This is a genomic window from Chitinophaga sp. MM2321, assembly GCF_964033635.1.
Classification (GTDB): Bacteria; Bacteroidota; Bacteroidia; order Chitinophagales; family Chitinophagaceae; genus Chitinophaga.
Window position 1 is genome coordinate 1920985 of sequence record NZ_OZ035533.1, and the last position, 23478, is coordinate 1944462.

Genomic DNA, 23478 nt, shown 5'->3' on the forward strand with positions numbered 1-23478 from the left:
AATGTAAGCTAATCATAACGGATTCCTGCTTCTTTGAATCTGCTGCAAAATTATGCCTGGTGAAGATTGTAGTATGAGTTTCAGTTAGATACCTGCATTTTCATTTATCATTTCTTATGTACGCTGTTATATTCTTCATCGGTTACAGGCTGTAACCACTTTACTGCACCTTCTTTGGTGATGTTGCTGATGGCGATGTGTGTAAAGTAACTATCGTGGGTGGCACCATGCCAATGTTCTACATCAGACGGGATCTTCACAACATCGCCTTTAGTTAGTAATCTTGCAGGTTTCCCTTTTTCCTGGTAATATCCGTTGCCTGCTGTTACCAGCAGGGTCTGCCCGGCTGGATGCGTGTGCCAGTTATTTCTGCAGCCTGGTTCAAACACAACATCACCAATAGAGTAGCTGCCTGTTTGGTCCTGCGGAACTAAGATATTTACCCAGGCGGTGCCGGTGAAATAATCTGCCGGAGCCTTTTCTCCCTTCGGGAAAATTGCATTTTCGTTTTCTGTTCTTGCCATTTTTATTGTTTTTAAATCTTGTGTAGTTTTGGTGGAAATTTCACCACCAGATAGGATGAAAGTTTTACAATCCTGTCCTTTTCTCAAGCTCTTCGGGATAGCGATCGCCTACCACTTTTATTTTGTCTAATGCAGTATCAATTTCAATTAATTCGCCTGCGGAAAGCTGGACATCTGCTGCGCCGATGTTTTCTTCCAGCCGGTTAAGTTTTGTGGTGCCGGGAATAGGCACGATCCAGGGTTTTTGCGCCAGTAGCCATGCCAGGGCAATTTGTGCGGGTGTGGCATTCTTTTGACCAGCAACCTTTTTCAACAGATCTACTAATGACTGGTTGGCTTCCAGTGCTGTTGGTGTGAAACGAGGTACGATACTCCGAAAGTCCGAACTGCCGAATTTGGAATCCTTGTTAAACCTTCCGGTAAGAAAGCCTTTGCCAAGCGGACTGAAAGGCACAAATCCGATGCCTAATTCTTCCAGTGTTGGGATCAGTTCTTCTTCCGGCCTTCTATACCAGAGCGAATATTCGCTTTGAAGTGCGGTAACCGGCTGTACGGCATGGGCGCGGCGGATCGTCTGTACACCCGCTTCTGACAGTCCCCAGTGTTTGATCTTTCCTTCGCTGATCAGGTCCTTTATCAGACCAGCTACCTCTTCAATTGGCACCGTAGTGTCCACACGGTGCTGGTAGTAGAGGTCTATGCATTCAGTGTTCAGGCGTTTCAGCGAGCCCTCTACCGCCTTCCTGATCTGTTGTGGACTGCTATCCTGTACTTGTTTGCCATCCTGCATTTTAATGCCGAATTTGGTGGCAATCACCACTTGATCCCGGTAAGGCGCCAATGCTTCGCCCAGTAATTCCTCGTTTGTAAAAGGTCCATACATCTCGGCGGTATCAAAAAAAGTTACGCCACGGTCTATGGCCGAATGGATCAGGGCAATCATTTCTTTTTTATCAGGAGTCTCCCCATAGGCGTAACTCATACCCATGCAACCTAAACCGATGGCAGAAACTTCAAGGGTACTGTTTCCCAGTTTTCTATATTTCATAGTTGCGATGTTTTAATTAATTGATTAACAATTTGTTTAATAGATTTGTTAAGTAGGGAGCTTTCCGCTTTCACTGATGCAAAGGTCGCATCTATTTTTTAACAGGTTGGTATACCGATTACGGTATTATCTACCAATATCACTGATTCAGGAGTTTGAGTAGTGCAAATAGCAGATCAGGTAATAATTTTGAATTGGGTACAAAGCAGTACACATTATGGATAACATCAGCTTGGGGTTCAATTATCCATAACATTTCAGGAGGGGAAACAACATGCAGGGTCAGGGTACACCCCCAATGAATACCGGCTGCTTAATTAATCCGTAGCAAAGCAGTTTATTTTTGGTGAAGACAAAAACTATTCCCATCCAGATCTTTTAACCATGCAAATTTGCCCCAGGAAGTATCATCAATCTTTCCAACTTCTATTCCTTTGTTTTTCAGGTTTTCAATTTCTTTTTCAATATTATCAGTTTCACAAATAACACCCTGAAAACCGGCAAAAGATATGGTGGTATTACTACCTGGCAAACCCATCTGTATCCAGGTTTCACCATGTGCTGCCGGCGCCTCCACAATTACCTGGAAGCCGAGTTTCAGATAGAACTCTTTCGCTTTTTGTTTGTCCTTTACAGGAAGCATGATAATTTCTACTGATTTCATTTTGTTCCCTTTAAAAGTGGTTGAATTTACTTTGAATATAAAGTTAAGGGTATAAATGCACAATATAGATGACTTACACAGACGAAAATCTGGCTATAGATTTGACTACATCTGTTTCTTCTCTGATGATCTTTAAAAAGGATGCACCGTTTTATATGTCGCAGTTACCCCTCTTAATTGTCGCATATACATACCAACTGGCATGGAATTGTTGTCGAACTTTGTGTTGTAGTAAAACTGCACCATATGAACAAACGTATTGTAATCCGGACTTGTCTTTTGCTTATGATTGTTATAATCGCATTGGCCTGCGGGTCGCAGCAAAAAGAAACCCAACAAACTGCTACTGCATCTCAAGACACAACAACAAATAAAAATATCAAACCCGCCGAAACTGGTTATGCAGATGTCAACGGCCTAAAAATGTACTACGAAGTGTATGGTGAAGGTAAGCCGATAGTCCTACTGCATGGCTCTTATATGAATATACCGTTGAATTGGTCGCATATCATACCATTGTTGGCCAGAAACCGGAAAGTGATAGTAGCGGAAATGCAGGGCCACGGCCGCACAAGGGATATATCCCGCAAATTTAGCTACGAAGGTATGGCAGACGATGTATCGGGCTTGCTCAGGCACCTCGAAATAGATAGTGCAGACATTTTAGGATATAGCATGGGAGGCGGAATAGCCTTTCAGGTAGCCGTGCGACATCCTGAGCAGGTACGCAGGCTCGTGGTGTTGTCAGGTACCTATTCGCATGATGGATGGTGGCCTGATGTAGAGGCTAGTTTTGCTACTATCACCGCAGATATGTTCAAAGGCTCACCTATACAAAAACAATACGACAGTCTTGGAAACGATCCTGCCCATTTTCCGGAATTTGTAAAGAAGGTTATCAGTATAGACCTGAAGCCTTATGATTGGTCCAAGGATGTAAAAAACATAAAGGCTCCGATATTCATGGCCATTGGTGATGCCGATGGTGTACGATATGAGCATGCACTGGAGCTGTTTCGCGCCAAAGGTGGTGGAAAAATGGGAGATATACACGGGCTGCCTACATCCCGCCTGGCCATTATACCGGGTACAACCCATATAGGCATGATGCAACGGACGGATTGGCTGACACCCATGATCAATGATTTCCTGGATTCCGATCTCAATGCAACGCCTCCTTCATTTTAGAGGCGCTGCGGGAAATTTAGATAATGCCGGTACTATCTATTTTAAGAGCCAGGTACCGGTCATTTATTCTCCATTGGATGCTCTTTCAGCAGTTGCTCAGGAGTATAGAAATCTTTTTTACTTTCTATGGCCTTCCTGATCTCTTTTACTTTTTCAGGAGAAATAGCCGTCCCTTTATTCCCGAATGAATTCCGGACATAGGTTAACACAGCGGCCATCTCATCATCTTTCAGTAACCCGCCAAAAGGCGTCATGGGAACCTGGCCGGTATACATTTTATTGTTTACCTCCATCGGACCCAAAACTCCCTTCATAACCAGCTTGATCAGCCGTTCATCGTTTCCTTTTACCCATTCGGAGCCGGCAAGAGGAGGGAAGCCAGAATCAGGCAGCCCTTTGCCGTCTGACTGATGGCATGTGTTACAGTATCCTTCCATGGCATAAATTTTCTTTCCCTGATTAAACAGTGCCAGGTTGGTACCTTTCAGAGTTGTATTAACATCTTTCTCTTCTTCCTTTTTCACATTTTCTCCATTCAAGTGCGCTACTGCAGTTTCATATGCATGAATCATCCATTCGTCCAGGGGCATTTTCTTAGCTGCTGCTAAAATGGGAAGACCTTTCTCCTTGCCGATCCAGGAAGCAGCCACGATAGCCATCAGTCGCACGCGGGAATTTTCATCTGTTGCCGCCTGCATCAACAAATCTGCCTGGTCAGGAACCTGATGTCCTGTATAGCGGACTACCTGTACTGCCGCTGCCCTTGCATGATAATCTTTGGCTTTTAATACCTGCTTTAAAAGGTCCTGATCTACTTTATCCATTCCCCAGCTCACCCATAGACCTTCGAGCAAGTGATGTTCGTATCCCGGATCATTTTTATCCAGGTTAGCAGCCCAGGTTTTCAGTTTGGCCAGTACTTCTGAAACATCGCGTCCTCTCAGTTCGCGGCGGGTTCTGTAACGGGTCCTGTACTCCGGCAATTTAAGGTTGTCCAGGAGTTCTTCTATAGATGCTCCCGCTATATTTGCTGGTTTTACCAATGGTCTTGATGGATAAGTAATGCGGTATATTCTTCCACGGGAGTGATCCCTCAGCGGGTCCCGTGCATTATGCTGCATGTGTCCTATCAGAATGTTATGCCAGTCGATCACGTATAAGGATCCATCGGGGGCAAACTCCATATCTACCGGCCGGAAATTGGGATCTCCGCTTACCAGCAGATCCATACGATGATGGCTTTTATAGCCTGTTCCATCATCCTGTAGTGTATGTTCTTTCGTTCCCAGGAACCCGATGGTATTGTTGATCAGGAAGTCTCCCTGCACCTCATCCGGAAAATGGCGGCTTGATACAAATTCGAGGCCCGATGTTGGCCGTACTTTATGTTTATCTTCAATCAGCTGGATCGATTTATGCGTAGCCTGACCATATAGAGGCAGCACTGTTCCGGGAAGCATCCAACGTACATCCGGGCTGGATGTTTCTGCAAAAAAAGGCTGTCCCCAGTCATCGAACGTAATACCCCATGGGTTTGGAATAGAAAGTTGTGCAGTACGTTCCAGTTTCCTGCGTCGTGGGTCATATCTGTAAAAGCCGCCGTTAGATGCATGAACGGTTCCATAGGAAGTCTCAACATGCGTTTGAAGAAAGACGCCTTCTCCTGAATAGATTGCTCCTGAAGGATCCGTTGTAAATGCATGACTGCTGTGATGGGTATCGTGATCATCAAATCCACTGAGCAAGATCTCCGTTTTGTCAGTCTTATCATCACCATCGGTATCTGTCAACAATTTAAGATTGGTTCCCTGGGCAACATATACGCCTTCTGCCGCGATCTCAAAACCGATTGGCAGATGCAGGTGATCCGCAAAGACCGTTTGTTTATCGGCCTTACCATCACCATCCGTATCTTCAAAAATAATAATTTTATCATTGGGTTTGGCATCTCCCGGCTTATAATGCGGATAGCTCGGCATCACCGCAACCCACAGCCGGCCTTTATTATCAAATGACATCTGCATGGGCTTCGCCAGGTCTGGGAACTGCTCTTCTGAAGCAAAAAGCTCAATTTTGTAACCCGCTGGTACTTTCAGTTTGCTTAGTGCTTCCTGCCCGCTGAGATACCGGAGACTACCATTTTTAGCAGGATTATAGTTGGTCTTAACGATAGGTAATACTTTGGTATTTTTATCGGCAGCAGCAATATCCATTTTCGTTCCTTTCGAAGCTGCCATCCAAACCGCTGTGTCCCTGATAGCTGTCATCTCGCGGATCTTCTCTATTTCGGCAGGATAATTATCTGGTCCATAAGGATTATACCGGCGACCGTATACATGCACGCCGTTAGGGATTTTAAAGTCGTTGAGCCACATCCAGTTCTTCTCCATTACAGCGTCGTTCACCAGTTTTCTGTTCGTTGCTGCTTTGGGAGAAACCTTTCCGAAAATCTGGTCTGCCAATAAATGTCCTAACTTTTTATAACCTTCTTCATTCAGTTGTGAGCCGTCAATGGTCAAAGGTTCCTTAGTATTCTTATACCATTTTTTTGAAGGTGTAAACGCATCAACAAACAGTACGTTGTTATGCTCAGCAACTTCTTTCATGGCCTGGGTATACAAGGCCAGGTTTTTATTTTCTTTCCGGCCATCGGGAAGATCATATTTGTCAGACAGGTCCTCGAAAGCGATTGGCGAAACAATGGCCAGTTGCGGCGCCGAGGTACCATTATATTTTTGTTTCAACGTCCATTTTATAAAGGCATCCAATTCCGCTTTGTAGCTGGCCAGTCCTTCTTGTCCATCAAATGATTCATTATAGCCGAAAAAGGAAATGATCACATCTGTTTTGAGCCTGGTTAACCATTGATCCGGCGTCTCAAAATGCCCCTCGGGTTGCCCATTCATCGTTTGAAACTGGTGGTCCAGTACGGGATGGAATTTTTCCGCACCCGGAAACGCCCATGGAGAATTTCTGCCGGAATGTGGCCGGAACCCAGGGGTTTCCCCACCATCGCACATATTGCGGATGTGTAATTTATAATCCGGATAACGGACATATAACTCCGTTTCCAAATTATCATAATTTATCATTCTCGATCCCAGGTTATTACCGATCAGGGAAATATGTGATGACCCGGAAATAGTAAGCGGAGCGGGTCCTTTGGATTTACACGCATCGAGTATCATTATCGCCCATAACATGGGAATAAGCGGTGCATAAATGCCAATTTTTAATAGTCTGGACATCTTATCTTAGATAAATTTGCCTGAATAAGGAAGCGTTATATACTTAATTCGTCTCGCGGTAGGGCACCTGGATATCCATTTTGCCTTTCCATTTTTTCGGAACTTTGAGACCCAATTCATAATGAATGGCGTTGATCACCAGGCGCTGAAAAGGCTCCTGTCTGAAATCATCCGGGTGGCCCAGTGTGGTCATAAAAACCCGGCCGCCGAAAGAATTGATGCCGGTCCAGGCAACCGGATTTTCGATGGCTTCTTTATCAGGATTTACAGCCTTCCCCATCAGCAACCAGGTAGAACCTTTCACGGGATAATCCGGTAAAACGCGGTATAGCCATGAGCGAACATGAAAATTTGTTGCCACTCCTGTCAGTATAGGATTGCCCGCCTGTTCAGGGATGATGTGTACATCTGTGCTACTCTCATGTCCGTAATGGGTATGCTTTGCTGCGCCGCCCCATCCCGGAGGAGCATTCAATGCAAATTCTCCAAAGGCATTCCATTTTTCACTGGGATGTCCTTTAGGAAAATTGAATGCATGCGTGGTTGTACGGAAACCCATAACAGGCTTGCCGGTTTTCAAGTAAGCTTCGATATAGGCCAGTTGTTCAGGGGGAAGCCTACGCCAACGCAAATAGAAAACGACCAGATCCGCATGTTTTAATGCGTCGAGGCCCGGAATGTTTTCTTCGCTTTTATAATCAGGGGATGCCTTGAGAACGATCGTTTTCATACCGTAGTCTTTCTCCAGCCCGGCGGCTATTAACGGTAGTGTTTCTTCACCGCTGTACTCATGATCACCGGTCACGAAAACAACCAGCGGCTTTTTACCCTTTTTGGAAGATTGTGCAAAGAGTAAGCCGGTGCAGGTAATGCCGGTACTTACCAGGAACAATAAACAAACGAATAATTTTTTCATTTAAACAAAGATTATAGGTTACCACCTGACACATTTCGGGAAGCATGACGGGTATAATATTAACGAAGCGATGCCCTACCTGAATTTGGATTTAGCATCAGCGTATAGAATAATAGACTGCTAATCATTGAAGCGCCTCGCGGTTATATATGCTATTGCGTTCAGGTTGCTCACCTGTCAGCACTGCTACTACATTGTTTATCGTGAGCAGGCATATCTGCCGGTACGTGGCTGCCGTAAGGCTGCCGGAATGCGGTGTAATGATGGCCCGCGGATGATGTACAATCGGGAGATGCTGAACCGGTGGCTCCTCAGGTAGTACATCCGCAGCAAACCCCGAAATCGCCTGTGCATTTAATGCCTGCAGTAATGCTGCATGGTCAATAAGCGCGCCCCTTGCTGTATTGATCAATAACGAACCTGTTTTCATTAAGCCCAGTTGCTTTTCTCCTATGATCTTATCTGTTTCGTTATTGAAAGGGAGATGGAGACTCACTACGTCTGAATGCCGTAATACATCTTCCATCGTCCGGTATTTATAAGGCAGGTCCTGAACAGACTTACTCCAATACAGTACCTCCATTCCAAAAGCTTCTCCAATCCGTGCTACACGTTTTCCTATATTTCCCATTCCCAGGATGCCAAGGGTCTTGCCGTTCAGCTCATCTCCTGTATATTGATTGCGCCAATTCCAGTTGTCTTGTTTAACCTGGGCAACCGATTCATACATATTACGCATCAGCATCAGCATCAGGCTCAGGGTATGTTCTGCAATCGTTGCTGCATTACTGCCGGGTGCATTGATCACCATGATCTTTCTTACCGTTGCTTCCCCCACATCTACATTATCCAACCCTACGCCACATCTGGCCACCACCTGTAAATGCGGGCAGGCATCTATAAGGGGTTTATTGATCAAGCCCTTTCCTCTTGTAATGATGGCATGGATGTCCTCCTTGTTCAGAACGTTTTTTAAACTGACTTCATCGTATCCTGTGAATACATTCACATTCTTCTGAAGGATGGCCAATGCTTCATCTGCAACGGTTTCGAGCAGCAATACGTTTTTTCTCATCTGTTATTTATGATATAAAGTGGCATCATCAGATCTGTACCCTCTGAAGTCATTTCTATTTGAAATATACAACCCTTCTTCATAGAGTTCATCCGTAAATATCCGGGGATCGACTTCCGCTCCTGGTACAGAGGAAATTTCCACCAGGTTGCCGGCAGGATCACGTACAAACATCTGCATGGCCCCGTCAGGCAGTTTTCTCACCTTTCCCCAGGGATTTATATCAATTACATTCAGTTCCTTCATACGAAAGAAAAGACTGTTAAAATCGTCTACCTGCACACAGATATGCCCACGGAAGGAGGTGCGGTCTTCCCATTCGGAGATATGCAATTGTTGCTCTTCATTGAACTTGAAAAACATAACAGGGTAGTCAAACCGGAATGCGGCAAGCGGCTCCAGGCCTAATTCATGCTGATAGAAATTACCTGCTTTTTCCAGATTGTCTACAATCAGTGTTACGTGATTAATTTTAAGTGCTTTGGCCATAAATAATTATTTACAATTACCACTTCTAAACTTTTTGTTTAAACTCCCGTACAAAATCCCAGTCCGGCGTTACGCCTAATCCTGGAGCAGTGGGAGCGGGGATCGAACCATTTGTAACCGTAATCTGCTCTTTCACCAGCTCATACATCATAGGGTTTCCTCCTGAGGAAAACTCAATGATAGTTGCCGAAGGCGATGCAAATGCTACATTCAGTCCCGCCATAAAAGAAAAGGCAGAACCCCAGCAATGCGGCGCCAGTTCCAGTTGATACACGCTTGCCAGGTGCGCTACGCGCATCGCTTCCGAAATACCACCAATGATAGCAATATCCGGCTGTATTACATCAATCGCCCTTATTTCCAACAATTCATGAATGTCAAAACTGGTATATTCACTTTCGCCTGCAGCGATGGGAATATGTGTGGCAGTCCTCACTTCTGCTGTGCCTCGTCTGTTATCGGGACTAATGGGTTCTTCAAACCAATATAAGTTGCAATCTTCTACCCCCCGACAAAATTGTTTGGCCTCCGGAACACTAAAGGTTCCATGCGCGTCGGCCATCAATTTAATATCGGGTCCTAAAGCTGCCCTTGCTGCTTTTACTCTTTCAATACTGTTTTGTACGGTTTTGTCCATCACGCCAACGCGCATCTTGACGCCCCCAAAACCCTTGTCAACATAACCATTCAATTGCGCGCCAATATTATCTGCATCTGCCCAACCTCCACTTGCATATGCCGGCATTGAATCCCTACAGGCGCCGCCCAGCAAATCCATTACCGGAACATTGAACATTTTTCCTTTCAAATCCCATAAGGCGGTATCAATGCCGCTCATGGCAGATACCGTGAGTCCCCTTCTTCCAAGGATAGGGAATTTTCGTCCTCTTGACAAGGCATAATGATCCCGTGTACCATTATACATTTCTTCCCAAAGGCGGGTAATGTCTTTTACGTCTTTACCCAGTAAAACCGGCTTCAGCTCATGTTCAATACACGTTACAATGGAGGCACATTCTCCGGAAGACCCAACCGCTGCTTTGGCTTCTCCAAATCCCTGCAGACCATCTTCTGTGGTTATCACTACAAGCGTCATGTCAAAATTGACCAATAATCCGTAGTCTGACGTATGTTGCTTTTCTTTAGGAACGGGACAGCGTAACCAAAATGCCTCTACATTAGTTATTTTCATCTGTTAGCAGTTGACTTCTTTAAATAAGTTTTGATAAAGTATTAAATGATTCGGTAGTCAGCATGGTATAAAACTCCTCTGTAACAGAGGCGCTGCCATGGTCCACCAGGAATTGCTCCTGCTCTGCAGATAAGTTCTCCGGGTTTTTATCAATAGAATCCGGATAAGGATTGGCCGGCGTACGATCCAGTGGGGCACAAAATTCCACGGAAAGCACTTCGTTATAGTTTATTTCCCGCAATGTATCTACGATCTTGGGCCAGTTGAGGTTACCCATTCCTGGCGCCATCCTGTTGTTGTCCGCCACATGAAAACCTATCAGTTTACCCTTGGCTCTTCTGATCGCGGCAAACATATCCGCCTCCTCGATATTCATGTGAAAGGTATCCAGACAAACACCACAATTTGGTCCGACAGCCTGCGCCAACGCCAGTGCCTGATCAGCCCTGTTGATGAAATAGGTTTCAAACCTGTTGATCGGTTCGATGCCTATCAATATGCCTGCAGCCTCGCTATAGTCGTAAATTTCTTTCATGGCACCAACGGCCCAACCCCATTCTTCATCGGGTCTTCCATCGGGCACAATTTTTCCAACGGTACCCGGCACAACAGACACCATATGGCCATCCAATTCCTTTACCATTTTTATTACGTCTTTCACATATTGCACCGATTTTGCACGTTGCGCCTCATCCCTGGCAAGCAGGTTGCGATCTCCCAACATCAATGTTACAGACCCCCAGCAGGACAGACCATGATCCTGCATCAGTTTTCTGATGCTTTTCGTATCATACTGTTCGGGGTTTCCGGCAATTTCAAGTTTGGTATATCCAAGCGCAGCAACCCGCCGTATAGTAGTTTCTATAGTTTCAGACCGCATCCAATTGTGTATCGCTAGCTCCATAACGCATTAATATATAAAAGTGGCTTAATAGTTTTACGCAGGTAAAATCGTTGTCTTACAAACTTATTCAGACTTCCATTTAAATAAAAGTACTCCATTTGCAATATATCAATACTATATTTACCATAATACTGAATTTTTGCATTAGAAAATAAATAGTGTACTAAAAATAAAGACATTAGGTTATGAAAGTTTCTTACCGACATATATCTACTCCGGAAGATGCCAGTTTTGTCATTAAAGAATTTTGTCAACCGCGTTTCACGAATACTTTTCATTTTCATCATGGGCACGAGTTGATCCTGATTGTAAAAAGTTCCGGTAAAATGTATGCGGGAAACAAAGTGATGAATTACAATGAGGGAGAGATATATATGTTTGGTCCGGGGTTGGTCCATTGTTTTTGCAGTAGCAGTTCACCGGTGGGAACTGACGAAATAGCGCACGCTATTATAGTACAGTTTACAGAAGATTTTATTGGCAAAGACTTCTTTGATAAACTGGAATTGAGAAAGATTAAAGACCTGATGCAGTTATCTGAATCCGGTATAAAATTCAGGAAAATACCGGCTGCTGTTAATAAGTTGTTTTTTCAATTTCAGGCAAATCAGCAAATGAAAAACCTGATTATACTTTTACAGATCCTGGATGAGTTGTCGCAAGGAAGCAGGGAAAATGTACAACTACTAACAGAAGATCCCAGGAAGATACACTATAAGGATGTAGATTCGAAAAAGTTGGAATCCGTATTTAAATATGTATTGGAAAATTATCTTACTCATGTAGATAGCAAATCTGCCGCTTCTCTGGCCTGCATGAACGAAGCCGCCTTTTGCCGTTACTTCAAAAGAAGAACCAGTAAAACATTCTCGCAATTTGTAAATGAGATAAGGATTAGTCACGCTACGAGGTTGTTGATAGGAACAGAAAACGGCATATCTGAAATATGCTATGCTTGTGGGTTTGACAATATCTCCTACTTTAACAGGCAGTTCAAAATTTACCAGGGGAAGTCTCCGAGAGAATACCGTAAAGCACTTGTAGAGAGTAATGTCAGTGCGCCCAGTTTCCGGCCTACGGGGGATTAAGTATTTCGTCTATGACAGCGTTAATGGCTATGTCCGGGAATATTACATGCTATAAGAACCGAAGATTTATACAAAAGAAAGAAGCCCTACATCTAAGCATGTAGGGCTTCTTATCAAAAGTTCAGGTGGACAAGCCAGCGTCCTGATAAGGGATTTCGAACTACTATTGGTGCAGTCCTTTTTTTCTTAAATAGCGGAGCAGTTGTTCCGGTAAATCAGTCTGGATAATATTGGCTTGCTTATACTTTGAAAACAACAGATCGAATCCTGCATTTTCGGTGGCTCTCTCGATGCTGTCAATTTCCCCTAATGCGTTTATCCATACCCGTGATCCCGCGGAGCGGATATCGCTCATCAGGTTGTCTGTATAAAAGGAAGGATCCACGTGAATGGCCGGGAACTTACCTATTTTTAAGATGGCAGCTGTTTCAGCGGCATTATGTGCTCTGGGCATAATAGGTATCTGTTTGTTGATACTTTGCAGAAAGGCCGCATCGTGGTGATCATACAGGAAGAACAGGATCTGCTTAATAGTACCGGTAGATTTTATCAACCCACATGCCTGCCGGGCAGCTTCCTGGCCATCGGCCTTGAAGTCGACATCTATCATAATATGTCCTTTTGCCAGCAATAAAGCTTCTTTGAAAGTTGGAATTCTTTCAGAAGTCGGCTGCCCGTTGTGCAGTAAAGGGAATTGTTTCAGCTCTCCGTAAGTAAAGCTGCTCACTTCTCCTTTCTGACCCGTGGTGCGGGTAATGGTTTTATCGTGCATGAGTACCAGTACACTGTCTTTGGTCAGCCGTACGTCGAGTTCTGCAATATCAATACCCTGCCTGATAGCTTCACGGATGGCTGCCAGTGAGTTTTCCGGGTAATTGGTATGTGCCGACCGGTGAGCGGCCACCATGATCCGGTCCGGGCGTTGATAGAAATCTTTTAATATAAGGTCAACCTTTCCTTTGGCGGGTTTGGTTGCCTGTGCGTGGAGGGAACCCCAGGCTCCGCACATTATCAGAACAATAAAAAAACATCGCTTCATTCATTCTTATTTTTGAATTAAAAATAGCCTTTATTCTGTGGAAATTCAACGGTAGACAGATCAATCTGGGCCTGCGGAATAGGACGTAATACGTGGTATTCCTTTATATTCACGGCATTAGGATTGTATTTCTTCACTCTTTCTATCAGTTTGCCGGTACGGACAAGGTCCATCCAGCGCATACTTTCCCCACCCAGTTCGCGGGCACGTTCATCCAGGATCTGGTCTATATTCAGCTGGGCAATGGTTACATCCGGCAATTGTTTGCCTGGTTTGGCCGCCCTGGTTCTAACGGCATTGAAATAAGGAAGGGCATCTTCCGGTTTTCCAGCCAGCACTAATGCTTCCGCAGCCAGCAGGTAAGTTTCTGAATAGCGGTACACAAAAAAGTCGCGGAATCCGTTGAGGTCCTGTACGCTGGCACGGGTAGGATCGTCATGCTTTTTGACAGCCCAGTGCATGTTGTCATTATTGGGAGCAATAAGAGAGGTAATACCCGGAGAGATCTGCCATACTACGGTATCGCCTATCTTTTTTCCTGCGGGCATGGTGGCGGTATTGTTATATGTCCAGGTATAGCGGAAGGTCGCATCAAAGCGGGCATCATCTTGATCAAACAGGTCTCTGAAAAACGCGGTGGGCCGGAATCTGGTATAAGGACGGCCACCTTGTTCCAGGTCACGTTTTAAACCGGCATACTGATCATAGGCAGGTGTAAAGAAGGCGTGTCCCTGATTGCCGTCGCCGTTAAACAAGGCATTGTTAAGGTATTGCACCGCAAATAGGATCTCTGTATTTCGCTGGTTATTATAATCGAATACACTACCATAAGTCTTTACCAGCTGATAGGGGCCCTCTTTAATCACTTTTATAGCGGCAGCAGCGGCACCATCATTGTCTTTCAATAATAACTTGATTTTTGCCAGCTGATGGAGGGCGGCGCCTTTGGTAATCCGTCCGTATTCCGAAGAAGTCCAGTTCAGTTCATCGGCGGCAAACTGGGTATCTTCCAGCATGCTTTTCCAGATTTCTTCTTTGGCAGTTCTGCCGGCATCGGTTACCACTCCCTTTGTTTCATGCGCTGAATATACTACATCTCCAAATTGAAGTGTAAGCCAGTAGTAGAAATGTGCCCGTAAAAAACGGGTTTCTGCTTTATATTGTTTTTTGAGTTTGTCGTCCATTTCTACCAGGTCTATCTTATCAAGCACGGTATTGGCAGCATTAATACCAGCATAACAATCGTTCCAGATCTCATTGAGATAACCATTGGCAGGATTGAGCGCGGTGGAATAATCATCCATGAATTTATAGCCTCCATCTTTTCCATGTTGGAAAAGATCTGTACCCATAGTGGTGGCAGTAAATCCTTTTTGTGATCCGTATAGTGCCCTCAATTTGCTGTATACACCGGTAACGCCATTGGAGATGCCGGCTGGATTGCTGTATATGGCTTCCGGTACGGGTTTGTACAGATCTTTTTCATCCAGGCTGCAGGAAGCGAAAATCGTGCAGCAAAGGGATATTGCAGTAAGTATATGAAGTCGTTTATTAAATGGCATAACAGGTTGTTTTAATCATTAAAAAGCAGCATTGATACCGATGGCATACATTTTCACAGTAGGGTACATGGCGCGGGTTCCGTCTGATTCAAACTCCGGATCCTGTCCTTTATATCCTGTAATGGTAAATGGATTTTCGGCGCTCAGGGTGATTTTTAAATTTTTAATAGTGGCACGTTGCAACCATAATTGTGGAAGTGAATAAGCTAATGAAAGATTTTTTACTCTCACAAAACTGGCATCTTTATAGGCCAGTGTTGAACCGAGATATACGCTTTCCTGGTTCTTATCGGGACGCGGATTCTCGTTGGTAGGATTTTCCGGTGTCCAGTAATCTACATTTATGTTGTTATACCTGCCGGCCAGCCGGTTGTTATTTTCATACCATCTGGAATAGATCAGGTAGTGCTGGCGTGTATTTATTACTACATTCAACTCCAGCCCCTTATAGGAAAAACGGTTGGTCATACCGCCTATCCAGCCTGGAAACGCTGATCCCAGAATCATGCGGTCCTGGTCACTATATTGTTTATCTTCATTCTTATCCAACAGCTTTATCTGTCCGGGTTTGGCGCCATAGTCTTTAGCCGTTTCAGCCTCACTGGTTTGCCAGATGCCTGTTTTCTGATAATCATAGAACACATTGATAGGCTGGCCAATGAACCACTGGTTGCCTACATCATCTTTTCCATCTCCATACAATTGTACAATTTCATTTTTGTTGGTAGAGAAGTTCAGATCGGTTGTCCATTGAAAACCATTTTCGTTATTGATGTTGACGGTAGACAAGGTAACTTCCCAACCTTTATTACGGGTAGCGCCAACATTTTCCAATACTTCTGTATAACCGGTACTTCCGGGAATACTCCTTCTTAACAGGATATTTTTGGTATTGGCAATATAATGTTCTACAGTACCTGTAATGCGATTATTGAACAACCCGAAATCGATTCCGGCATTCAGCGAAGCCGTAGCTTCCCATTTAAGATTAGGATTAGCAATAGTAGCAGGCTGAAATCCATTCATCCCTGCTTCTCCAAAAGCATAGCTGCTCTTTTGGAGTGTACTGAAAGTACCATAGGGCAGAATGCCGTTAAAGCCGGTGCTACCGTAGCTTAACCGCAGTTTTAAGGTATTCAGGTTGTGGAGAGATTGCATAAATGGTTCTGCATCTACACGCCAGGCCACGGCGGCAGAAGGGAAGTATCCCCATTTATGACCCGCAGCAAAAACAGAGGAACCATCTGCTCTACCCGTAACAGTAAAGAGATAACGGTTCTTGTAGTCATAGTTAATACGGGCCATGTAAGACAGCAATAATGATTTGCGGTAATCACTGCTAATACCGGTTACTTCACCTGCTGTTTCCAGGTTATGGTAACTCTGGGCCTCATACGGCAGTTTATTCGCCCTGATACCGGAACTGTTGACGGTTTGCTGCTGGGAACTTTGTAATAAGGTAACGCCCAGTCGTTGTGACTTTGACAGCTGTTTGTTGTATTTCAGTATATTCTCCACCGTTATAGAGAACATATCTGAATTGCTCAAACCTGCGGTAGCATTTCCTCCCTGGTTATCGTCTGTTTCACTGCCTTTAAAATAACCCTCTTTGGAGGCTTCCATTTCCGGTCCTATATTCAGGCGGTAGGTAAGGTCTTTGAATATATCCCACTCGCCGTACATGCTGGCAAATACGCGTGTTTTATAATGCTGATTGATGGTGTTTTTGATAACAGACAGTGGGTTTACCCGTTGTCCTTCATCATTATTGGGGCGGAACAGCAATGCGCCGGTGCTGTCGTATGGAATACCGAGAGGGTTCAGGCGCAAGACATTATCAAAGACTGTATTGTCGGTTACATTTTGTGTAGACATACTGGCCAGTGTAGATACGCCCATCCGGATACGGTCATTGACCTGGTGGTCGAGGTTGATGCGTAAAGCTCCCCGGGTAAAATCTGTTTTGTCTATGATCCCGTTTTCCTTGAAATAGTTAAAGGAAACGGCAAATTGGGTTTTTTCCTTCCCACCGGTTACAGACAATTGATGGTTTTGTTTGGCGCCGCCGTGATAAATAAGATCCTGCCAATCGGTAGACCTGCCCAGTGCCAGCGACCGGAGAGCAATGTCATCGAAAAGTGTAGCATCGCCGGGATAATTGTTACCGGGATCGGCAGTTCTGGCCGCTTCCCGGCGCAGCTGGGCAAACTGTTCACCATTCATCAGATCCAACTTTTTGGTGATGGATGTAGCACCATAATAAGCATCATAGGCAACATTAGTTTTTCCTGCTTTACCTCTTTTGGTAGTAATGATGATTACACCATTCGCTGCACGGGAGCCATATATAGCAGTAGAAGAAGCATCTTTTAATACTTCTACGGAAGCAATATCATTCGGATTGATTTCATTAAAACCACCTAACATGGGGATTCCATCCAATACAATCAAAGGGCTGTTATCGTTTTTGATGGAACGTTGTCCGCGCAAGAGGATATTAGCGCCGGCACCAGGTTCATTGCCACTGTTAAATACGTCCAGTCCCGCTACCTTACCCTTCAATGCCTGTGCGGCATTGGTAGTAGGTTGTTCTGCAATTTCGCTCCCTTTTACAGAAGAAATAGAACCGGTGATATCCCTTTTCTTTTGCGTGCCATATCCCACTACCACTACTTCTTCCAGTCCTTTTATATCTTCCTGCAGTACCACAGTGGTTAGCTGAGTGGAGGAAACCGTTACTTCCCGGCGTATATAGCCAGACATGGAAAAGAGTAAAATATCACCGGCTGCAGCGTCTACAGAGAAAACGCCTTCGCTGTTTGTGATATCGCCCCGGTTGGCGTTTTTAACGGCTACGGTCACACCGGGTAAAGGCGTACCTTTTTCATCGGTGACTTTACCCCTCACTTTTTCCGCAGGTGCAGTAAGGGTGGCAGGTGGAGTAGTGGTCGTGGGTTCTTTTTCCAGGATGATTATTTTGCTGTTTCGTATTTTATAGGTCAGCCCTGTATTGCGCAGTAATTCATTGAGCGTCCAGGCAACTGTTTTTTGCCTGACCTGTAGTGCTGCCGTTTTGTAAGGTGCTATTACCTTTTCATTGTAGATAAACAGGTAATTTGTTTTTTGCTGAATAATGGTAAAAGCTTCTTTGAGCGATTGCCGGGAAAAAGTACAGTCGATGGTTTCATCAATGGTATGTGACTGACCATTGGAAACAGCGCCCAGCAACAGCTGAGTGCTCATTAGAATAAGGATAAATAACCTGCATCCTGTTTTCATAATTTGTTGAATGAAGGACACGACAATCCTGGTATAAATTTTCATACCTTTATACGGGTTTTAATAATTGATCAAATCGTTAATAAAATCCAGAGAGAAGGATCAATAAGTGATTGGCGTTACGCATTGATCTTTTCTTTTAAACGGGCCGGTAGGGTATACCTTTACCGGCTTTTTAATGACCTTATGTGACGGGCATAGGCGATATGTTTTAGTGTGTTTGTTTACGAAAAATAATATGTTGACCATCCGTGGAATAGGTTAGTTTATTAGCCAGGCAAAGGATGTCCAGTACTTCTGATAAGGAATCAGCAGTCTCAATGCCGGCGGTAATGCGATAGGCCCCAAGGGTGGTATCGGCAAAAGAAATCTGTTTGTTGTACTTGTTTTCAAGCAATAATGCTATCACATCCAGTCTTTCATTATTAAAAAGCAGTTTACCGGTTGTCCACCCATTCACGGCCTTACCATCTACGATGGTTTTGCTGAATGCGGGTGATCCGGTGTTGATCGTAAGCTGTTCATCGGGTAATACGAGCACTTCTTTCCCAGCCAGGTCCTGTAGGCCGGCATCGCCCTGAACGGCCACTTTTCCCTGTTGTACTGTTACCTGGAGGAAAGCCAGTTGTGGATAAATCCGCACATTAAACACCGTGCCCAGTACCCGGGTATTTACATGACCTGATTTTACGATAAAAGGACGTGCAGGATCTTGTTTTACATCCAGGCATATTTCCCCTGATAACAATTCTATTTTTCTGTTTACACCGGTGAAATGAGCCGGGTATCGTAAGCGACTACCTGCATTCAGCCATACCTGGGTACCATCGTCCAGTATTAACTGCAAGGGCTGTTTTTTTGATGCAATTACTTCCTGCCATTTTTCTTCAGCCGGCCAGCGTTGCCACATGAGCATACCAGCTCCTATTATCAGCAGCAGGGAGGCAGCTATTTTCAACAGAGTATAGCGATGCATCGTTACCCGTTTCGCAGGCGGTGATGTGTGCTGTTGTACCTGTTGCCATATCGTCTTTTCCAGATGCTCAAAACGGAGTCCGGAGGTATCTGCTTTACTACGGTCATTTTCCTGCTGGTACCATTGTTCTATTAATAGCTGCTCTTCCGGGGTACACTTCCCGGCTATATATTTTTTCAATAACTTTTTGATGTCATGCATGGGCATATTAAAAGGCATATACCTTTCTTACTAGACAGTTGAAAATGAAAAGAGGGGTAGATGCCGGCAGATTATTTTTAAATTAACCGGGTTGGCCTAGAGGAAAAAAGGAAAATGGGCCATCTTATGACGAAGGGTCCGGATGGCATTGCTGATCTGCTTCTTGACGGTTTCCTGCGACAGTTGCAGCTGATGGGCTATTTCTTTATGCGTAAGCGACGTTTTCCGGCTTAGTTCAAATACTTCTCTCATTTTGGCGGGCAGCGCACGTATTTCCCGCTCCATGCGGGCAGTAATTTCTTTTTCTGTAATGTATTGCAGGGAGTTATTATTGGTACCTGAAAGGAAATGTTTCAGAGAAGACAAATGGGTCTGATAAGTACGTTTGGACGCCAGCATATTCAGCACCCTGTTTCGCGTTGCAGCATATAAATAAGCGGCTAATGAGCCGGAAAGCTGGATGTTGGCAGCTTTAGTCCAGAGAGCGGTAAATACTTCCTGTACAATATCCTGTGCATCTTCTTCCTGTGTTAATATACGGTATGCCTGGAGGTAAAGCACCCCCCAGAATCTTTTGTACAGTTCTTCAAATGCCAGTGTATTACCCTGCCGGAATTGTTCCAGTAGGACTTCATCATTTAATTCATCAAGCTGGCTGGTATAAGTAGATCGTTGCATACTGGCCTTTTTAAGGCAGACTGGTTGTCTGACATACCTCTCAAAAGTAATACGACCCGCAGACATTGCATATTAAATAATTGTAAGCAACTGCGCTGCAGACATAAAATGGAATTTAATAAGTATAGATAATTTCTGTATCAAACAAATATAATAATTGTTGATTGGAAAAGAAGGCATTTGGTGAATAAAAAAATTTGTTTGAAATAACTGCTACTTCATCAGTTTAGTTGAAGATACTGTTTCTACGGGCTTCATGGCTTTTTAGGCTTTTGGGTTAGTGCAACAAAATGATATCAGTAAAAATGGTAGAAAAATCAGTAATAAGTATAAGTGTTTGGCCTTTTTTGTGATTACCTTGTATATAATCACTACAAATATGATATGACTAATGTAAAATTAAATGTAAATAACAAAACGCATACGTTGGATATTGATCCAGCAACACCGCTCCTTTGGGTATTACGTGACCATCTTGCTTTAGTCGGCACCAAATATGGATGTGGTGTGGCTGCTTGTGGCGCTTGTACTGTCCTACTTGGTGAAACAGCAGTCCGTAGTTGTTCAGTACCTGTTTCTGCGATCGGTGATCAGCAGATAACTACGATTGAAGGCTTATCCGTGAATGGGGACCATCCATTACAGCGGGCGTGGGAAGAACACGATGTTCCTCAATGTGGTTATTGCCAGGCTGGCCAGATCATGAATGCTGCTGCGTTATTGAAATCCAAACCCAAGCCTACGGATGATGAAATTGATGCCGCTATGACGGGTAATCTTTGTCGCTGCGGAACATACCTTAGAATAAAGGCGGCCATTAGAACAGCTGCCAATTATTAAACGCAAAGACAAGACAAGATGACGGTTGTAAAAACTACAATAGGCAGAAGGTCGTTTCTGAAAGCTGCTTTACTTGCAGGTGGAGGAATGGTGCTGCATTTTAGCTGGTTAGCAGGTTGCACTCCTCCGGAGAAGAAAGGTATCGAACTTCCCAGGGAATGGTTCGAATTGAATAGCTATATCAAGATTGGTGAAAATGGCGTAGTCACGCTATTTAACCCTAATCCGGAGTTTGGCCAGAACATAAAGACTTCTATGCCAATGATACTGGCTGAAGAATTAGATGTTGATTGGGAGAAGGTGATTGTAGAGCAGGCAGACTTCTATCCTGAACGATATCAAAGGCAGTTTACGGGCGGCAGTCAGTCTATCAGGCAGGGATGGGCGCCATTGCGTACAGCAGGAGCTACCGCCAGGCAGATGCTGATATTAGCTGCTGCTCAGCTTTGGAAAGTGCCGGCCAGTGAAATTACCACCGAACCTGGGGTTCTTCTTCATAAAGCTTCCGGGAAAAAAGCCAGCTATGGCGAATTCGCCACCGCGGCGGCAAAAACACTGGTACCCAAAGAAGTTAAATTAAAAAACATTTCCGATTTTAAGATCATCGGTTCGTCTAAAAAAAATGTCGAGTTGCGGAATATCCTGACAGGGAAACCGCTGTTTACGCTTGACTATAAAGCAGAGGGAATGCTCATCGCTATGATCGTTCATCCACCAGCATTTGGTATGCAGCTAAAATCTATTGATGACAGTGTTGCTAAAAAAATGCCTGGAATTAATTCCATATTTACCATTGATTCGCTTACTAAAGATATTGTGCAGAACTTCTTTGACACAACAAGTTTTACGAAATTTGCTGTAGTTGCAGGTAATAGTACCTGGGAAGTTTTGCAGGCAAAGAAAGCATTAAAAGTTGAATGGGAGCAGGAGCCAGAGCGTATCTTTAAGACGGCTTCATCTTGGACACCTGGAGCAAAACCTATAGACGCTAAGTATCCTGCCGGATTGGAGAGTACCGAAACGCATCGGGCCATGATGGAGGAAGCTGGTAAGAAACCGGGAAACATCCTGCGCAGGGACGGTGATCCGGAAAGTGCTTTCAAATCTGCTGTTAAAATCCTTGAACGAACCTATACTGCACCTTTCCTGGCACATAATACCATGGAACCTGTAAACTGCTTTGCGCATGTAACGGCAGAGAAGGCGGAGCTATACGGACCAATTCAAGCTCCGGAGTTTATCATAGGAACACTCTCTCAAAGGCTTGGATTGCCAAAGGAAAAGATAAAAATCAGACTAGCCCGTATGGGAGGTGGATTTGGACGTAGGGCATATGGACATCACTTAATAGAAGCCGCAGTAATTTCCCAGCATCTACAGGCTCCCGTTAAGTTGGTATATACCCGTGAAGACGAAATGACAGCTGGAATATACCGTCCAACTTATAGTGCAACCTATCGTGCAGCAATAGACGCAAATAACAATTTGACTGCCTTTCATGTCAAAGCTGGTGGTATTCCCGAATCACCTATCTATCCTGATCGTTTTCCCGCGGGGGCAATTGACAATTACCTTGCCGAAGGGTGGAAGATAGATTCCAATATCACCATCGGTGCTTTCCGCGCTCCAAGATCTAATTTTATGGCCAGTGCCGAACAGTCATTCCTTGACGAGCTGGCTGCTGAATTAGGCAAAGATCCGATAGCGTTCCGGCTGGAACTGTTGAAACGGGCTCAAGCAAATCCCGTTGGGGAAAAGAACGACTACGACGCAGCGCGCTATGCCGGCGTATTGGAGCTGGTTCGGGAAAAATCAAAGTGGAATGAAACGCCTCAGGGAGTGCAGCGCGGGGTATCTGCTTATTTTTGCCATAATTCTTATGTTGCTGAGGTAGTTGATGTAGTATTGAAAGATAATACGCCGAGAGTAGAAAAAGTTGTTGCCGCTATTGACTGCGGAATCGTGATTAATAAAGATGCTGCAATCAATATGGCGGAAGGTGCCATTATAGATGGTATTGGTAACGCGCTCTATGGAGAACTTCCTTTCAAGGATGGGGTACCCGAAAAGAATAACTTTACCACTTACCGTTTGATCAGGGCCAATGAAGCACCAAAAGCAATTGAAGTTCATTTTGTAAAAAATGAACACGACCCAACCGGCCTGGGTGAACCTCCTTTTCCTCCTGTGTTCGCGGCCATTGCCAATGCGCTGTATAAAGCGACAGGAAAGCGTTTCTACAACCAGCCATTTATTAATGAATTAAAGTCATCATCATAATATTGCTGAAACGAAGGACCACAGATCGTATTGTTTAGTGCATGACGGATTAAATGAATTTACAGTAACCGAAGTTTATAAAAAAGCAGGGAACGATTGGAAATTGTTAGCATTAACATTTAGCAGTGTGCGCGATACTCATCGTATTGAACATTAGGAGGAGTACCTTTTAATTATTGTGTCAATGGCTTAAAAGCTACTCACTATTTCACTCTGGCCACTAAAAGAACGTTACTCAACAAAAGTATAAAATAGTTAATTTTTTACTAAATGATATGAGCTGATAT

18 protein-coding genes are annotated in these 23478 nt (G+C 44.3%); 4 read left to right on the plus strand and 14 right to left on the minus strand.

Annotated features, from left to right (window positions below; translation table 11 throughout):
- Positions 1-107: 107 nt before the first annotated feature.
- The 3 genes from ABQ275_RS07435 to ABQ275_RS07445 form a co-directional block, all read right to left on the minus strand.
- Positions 108-524 (minus strand): cupin domain-containing protein, encoded by a 417-nt coding sequence (locus ABQ275_RS07435; RefSeq protein ID WP_349317649.1) that lies wholly within the window; start codon positions 522-524, stop codon positions 108-110.
- Positions 525-588: 64 nt separating this feature from the next.
- On the minus strand, positions 589-1572 hold the full coding sequence (locus ABQ275_RS07440; RefSeq protein ID WP_349317650.1) for an aldo/keto reductase: 984 nt from the start codon (positions 1570-1572) through the stop codon (positions 589-591).
- Between the two features lie 337 nt (positions 1573-1909).
- Positions 1910-2236, minus strand: coding sequence for a VOC family protein (locus ABQ275_RS07445; protein ID WP_349317651.1), 327 nt, complete (start codon positions 2234-2236; stop codon positions 1910-1912).
- 246 nt (positions 2237-2482) lie between these two features.
- On the opposite strand from ABQ275_RS07445, the gene ABQ275_RS07450 reads away from it, so the two are divergent.
- Positions 2483-3424 (plus strand): alpha/beta fold hydrolase, encoded by a 942-nt coding sequence (locus tag ABQ275_RS07450; protein WP_349317652.1) that lies wholly within the window; start codon positions 2483-2485, stop codon positions 3422-3424.
- A gap of 59 nt (positions 3425-3483) precedes the next feature.
- Here ABQ275_RS07450 and ABQ275_RS07455 read toward each other — a convergent pair whose 3' ends face one another.
- The 6 genes from ABQ275_RS07455 to ABQ275_RS07480 form a co-directional block, all read right to left on the minus strand.
- Positions 3484-6672 carry a PVC-type heme-binding CxxCH protein gene (locus ABQ275_RS07455; RefSeq protein WP_349317653.1) on the minus strand — a complete coding sequence of 1063 codons (3189 nt, stop codon included), beginning with the start codon at positions 6670-6672 and terminating at the stop codon, positions 3484-3486.
- Positions 6673-6715: 43 nt separating this feature from the next.
- Positions 6716-7588: a ThuA domain-containing protein gene (locus ABQ275_RS07460; protein ID WP_349317654.1), complete on the minus strand. Its 873-nt coding sequence runs from the start codon at positions 7586-7588 to the stop codon at positions 6716-6718.
- Between the two features lie 124 nt (positions 7589-7712).
- Positions 7713-8663 (minus strand): NAD(P)-dependent oxidoreductase, encoded by a 951-nt coding sequence (locus ABQ275_RS07465; protein ID WP_349317655.1) that lies wholly within the window; start codon positions 8661-8663, stop codon positions 7713-7715.
- A 3-nt stretch (positions 8664-8666) separates the two neighbouring features.
- Complete coding sequence (locus ABQ275_RS07470; RefSeq protein WP_349317656.1) at positions 8667-9152, minus strand: VOC family protein; 486 nt, start codon at positions 9150-9152, stop codon at positions 8667-8669.
- A 25-nt stretch (positions 9153-9177) separates the two neighbouring features.
- Positions 9178-10344 carry a mandelate racemase/muconate lactonizing enzyme family protein gene (locus ABQ275_RS07475; RefSeq protein ID WP_349317657.1) on the minus strand — a complete coding sequence of 389 codons (1167 nt, stop codon included), beginning with the start codon at positions 10342-10344 and terminating at the stop codon, positions 9178-9180.
- Between the two features lie 19 nt (positions 10345-10363).
- On the minus strand, positions 10364-11248 hold the full coding sequence (locus tag ABQ275_RS07480) for a sugar phosphate isomerase/epimerase (RefSeq protein ID WP_349317658.1): 885 nt from the start codon (positions 11246-11248) through the stop codon (positions 10364-10366).
- Between the two features lie 185 nt (positions 11249-11433).
- Between ABQ275_RS07480 and ABQ275_RS07485 the strand changes: the two genes are divergently transcribed.
- Positions 11434-12336, plus strand: coding sequence for an AraC family transcriptional regulator (locus ABQ275_RS07485; RefSeq protein WP_349317659.1), 903 nt, complete (start codon positions 11434-11436; stop codon positions 12334-12336).
- 163 nt (positions 12337-12499) lie between these two features.
- Here ABQ275_RS07485 and ABQ275_RS07490 read toward each other — a convergent pair whose 3' ends face one another.
- The 5 genes from ABQ275_RS07490 to ABQ275_RS07510 form a co-directional block, all read right to left on the minus strand.
- Positions 12500-13375 carry a glycerophosphodiester phosphodiesterase family protein gene (locus ABQ275_RS07490; RefSeq protein ID WP_349317660.1) on the minus strand — a complete coding sequence of 292 codons (876 nt, stop codon included), beginning with the start codon at positions 13373-13375 and terminating at the stop codon, positions 12500-12502.
- 17 nt (positions 13376-13392) lie between these two features.
- Complete coding sequence (locus ABQ275_RS07495; protein ID WP_349317661.1) at positions 13393-14937, minus strand: RagB/SusD family nutrient uptake outer membrane protein; 1545 nt, start codon at positions 14935-14937, stop codon at positions 13393-13395.
- Positions 14938-14955: 18 nt separating this feature from the next.
- On the minus strand, positions 14956-18180 hold the full coding sequence (locus ABQ275_RS07500; RefSeq protein ID WP_349317662.1) for a TonB-dependent receptor: 3225 nt from the start codon (positions 18178-18180) through the stop codon (positions 14956-14958).
- Positions 18181-18427: 247 nt separating this feature from the next.
- Entirely contained in the window at positions 18428-19411 is a 984-nt protein-coding gene (locus tag ABQ275_RS07505; protein ID WP_349317663.1) for a FecR domain-containing protein, read from the minus strand.
- 78 nt (positions 19412-19489) lie between these two features.
- Positions 19490-20071 (minus strand): RNA polymerase sigma-70 factor, encoded by a 582-nt coding sequence (locus ABQ275_RS07510; RefSeq protein WP_349317664.1) that lies wholly within the window; start codon positions 20069-20071, stop codon positions 19490-19492.
- Between the two features lie 384 nt (positions 20072-20455).
- Here ABQ275_RS07510 and ABQ275_RS07515 point away from each other — a divergent pair, with 384 nt between their 5' ends.
- Both ABQ275_RS07515 and ABQ275_RS07520 read left to right on the plus strand, forming a co-directional pair.
- A complete protein-coding gene (locus ABQ275_RS07515; RefSeq protein ID WP_349317665.1) occupies positions 20456-20911 on the plus strand; it encodes a (2Fe-2S)-binding protein in 456 nt (151 codons plus the stop codon).
- 18 nt (positions 20912-20929) lie between these two features.
- Positions 20930-23191 carry a molybdopterin cofactor-binding domain-containing protein gene (locus tag ABQ275_RS07520; protein ID WP_349317666.1) on the plus strand — a complete coding sequence of 754 codons (2262 nt, stop codon included), beginning with the start codon at positions 20930-20932 and terminating at the stop codon, positions 23189-23191.
- Positions 23192-23478: the final 287 nt, after the last annotated feature.

What these genes read in the sequence shown, in the direction of transcription:
- ABQ275_RS07455 (WP_349317653.1), bottom strand. Translation starts at nt 6,672, where the DNA reads ATGTCCAGACTATTAAAAATTGGCATTTATGCACCGCTTATTCCCATG.
- ABQ275_RS07515 (WP_349317665.1), top strand. Translation starts at nt 20,456, where the DNA reads ATGACTAATGTAAAATTAAATGTAAATAACAAAACGCATACGTTGGAT.
- ABQ275_RS07440 (WP_349317650.1), bottom strand. Translation starts at nt 1,572, where the DNA reads ATGAAATATAGAAAACTGGGAAACAGTACCCTTGAAGTTTCTGCCATC.
- ABQ275_RS07480 (WP_349317658.1), bottom strand. Translation starts at nt 11,248, where the DNA reads ATGGAGCTAGCGATACACAATTGGATGCGGTCTGAAACTATAGAAACT.
- ABQ275_RS07445 (WP_349317651.1), bottom strand. Translation starts at nt 2,236, where the DNA reads ATGAAATCAGTAGAAATTATCATGCTTCCTGTAAAGGACAAACAAAAA.
- ABQ275_RS07490 (WP_349317660.1), bottom strand. Translation starts at nt 13,375, where the DNA reads ATGAAGCGATGTTTTTTTATTGTTCTGATAATGTGCGGAGCCTGGGGT.
- ABQ275_RS07495 (WP_349317661.1), bottom strand. Translation starts at nt 14,937, where the DNA reads ATGCCATTTAATAAACGACTTCATATACTTACTGCAATATCCCTTTGC.
- ABQ275_RS07450 (WP_349317652.1), top strand. Translation starts at nt 2,483, where the DNA reads ATGAACAAACGTATTGTAATCCGGACTTGTCTTTTGCTTATGATTGTT.
- ABQ275_RS07505 (WP_349317663.1), bottom strand. Translation starts at nt 19,411, where the DNA reads ATGCCTTTTAATATGCCCATGCATGACATCAAAAAGTTATTGAAAAAA.
- ABQ275_RS07500 (WP_349317662.1), bottom strand. Translation starts at nt 18,180, where the DNA reads ATGAGCACTCAGCTGTTGCTGGGCGCTGTTTCCAATGGTCAGTCACAT.
- ABQ275_RS07485 (WP_349317659.1), top strand. Translation starts at nt 11,434, where the DNA reads ATGAAAGTTTCTTACCGACATATATCTACTCCGGAAGATGCCAGTTTT.
- ABQ275_RS07470 (WP_349317656.1), bottom strand. Translation starts at nt 9,152, where the DNA reads ATGGCCAAAGCACTTAAAATTAATCACGTAACACTGATTGTAGACAAT.
- ABQ275_RS07435 (WP_349317649.1), bottom strand. Translation starts at nt 524, where the DNA reads ATGGCAAGAACAGAAAACGAAAATGCAATTTTCCCGAAGGGAGAAAAG.
- ABQ275_RS07475 (WP_349317657.1), bottom strand. Translation starts at nt 10,344, where the DNA reads ATGAAAATAACTAATGTAGAGGCATTTTGGTTACGCTGTCCCGTTCCT.
- ABQ275_RS07465 (WP_349317655.1), bottom strand. Translation starts at nt 8,663, where the DNA reads ATGAGAAAAAACGTATTGCTGCTCGAAACCGTTGCAGATGAAGCATTG.
- ABQ275_RS07510 (WP_349317664.1), bottom strand. Translation starts at nt 20,071, where the DNA reads ATGCAACGATCTACTTATACCAGCCAGCTTGATGAATTAAATGATGAA.
- ABQ275_RS07520 (WP_349317666.1), top strand. Translation starts at nt 20,930, where the DNA reads ATGACGGTTGTAAAAACTACAATAGGCAGAAGGTCGTTTCTGAAAGCT.
- ABQ275_RS07460 (WP_349317654.1), bottom strand. Translation starts at nt 7,588, where the DNA reads ATGAAAAAATTATTCGTTTGTTTATTGTTCCTGGTAAGTACCGGCATT.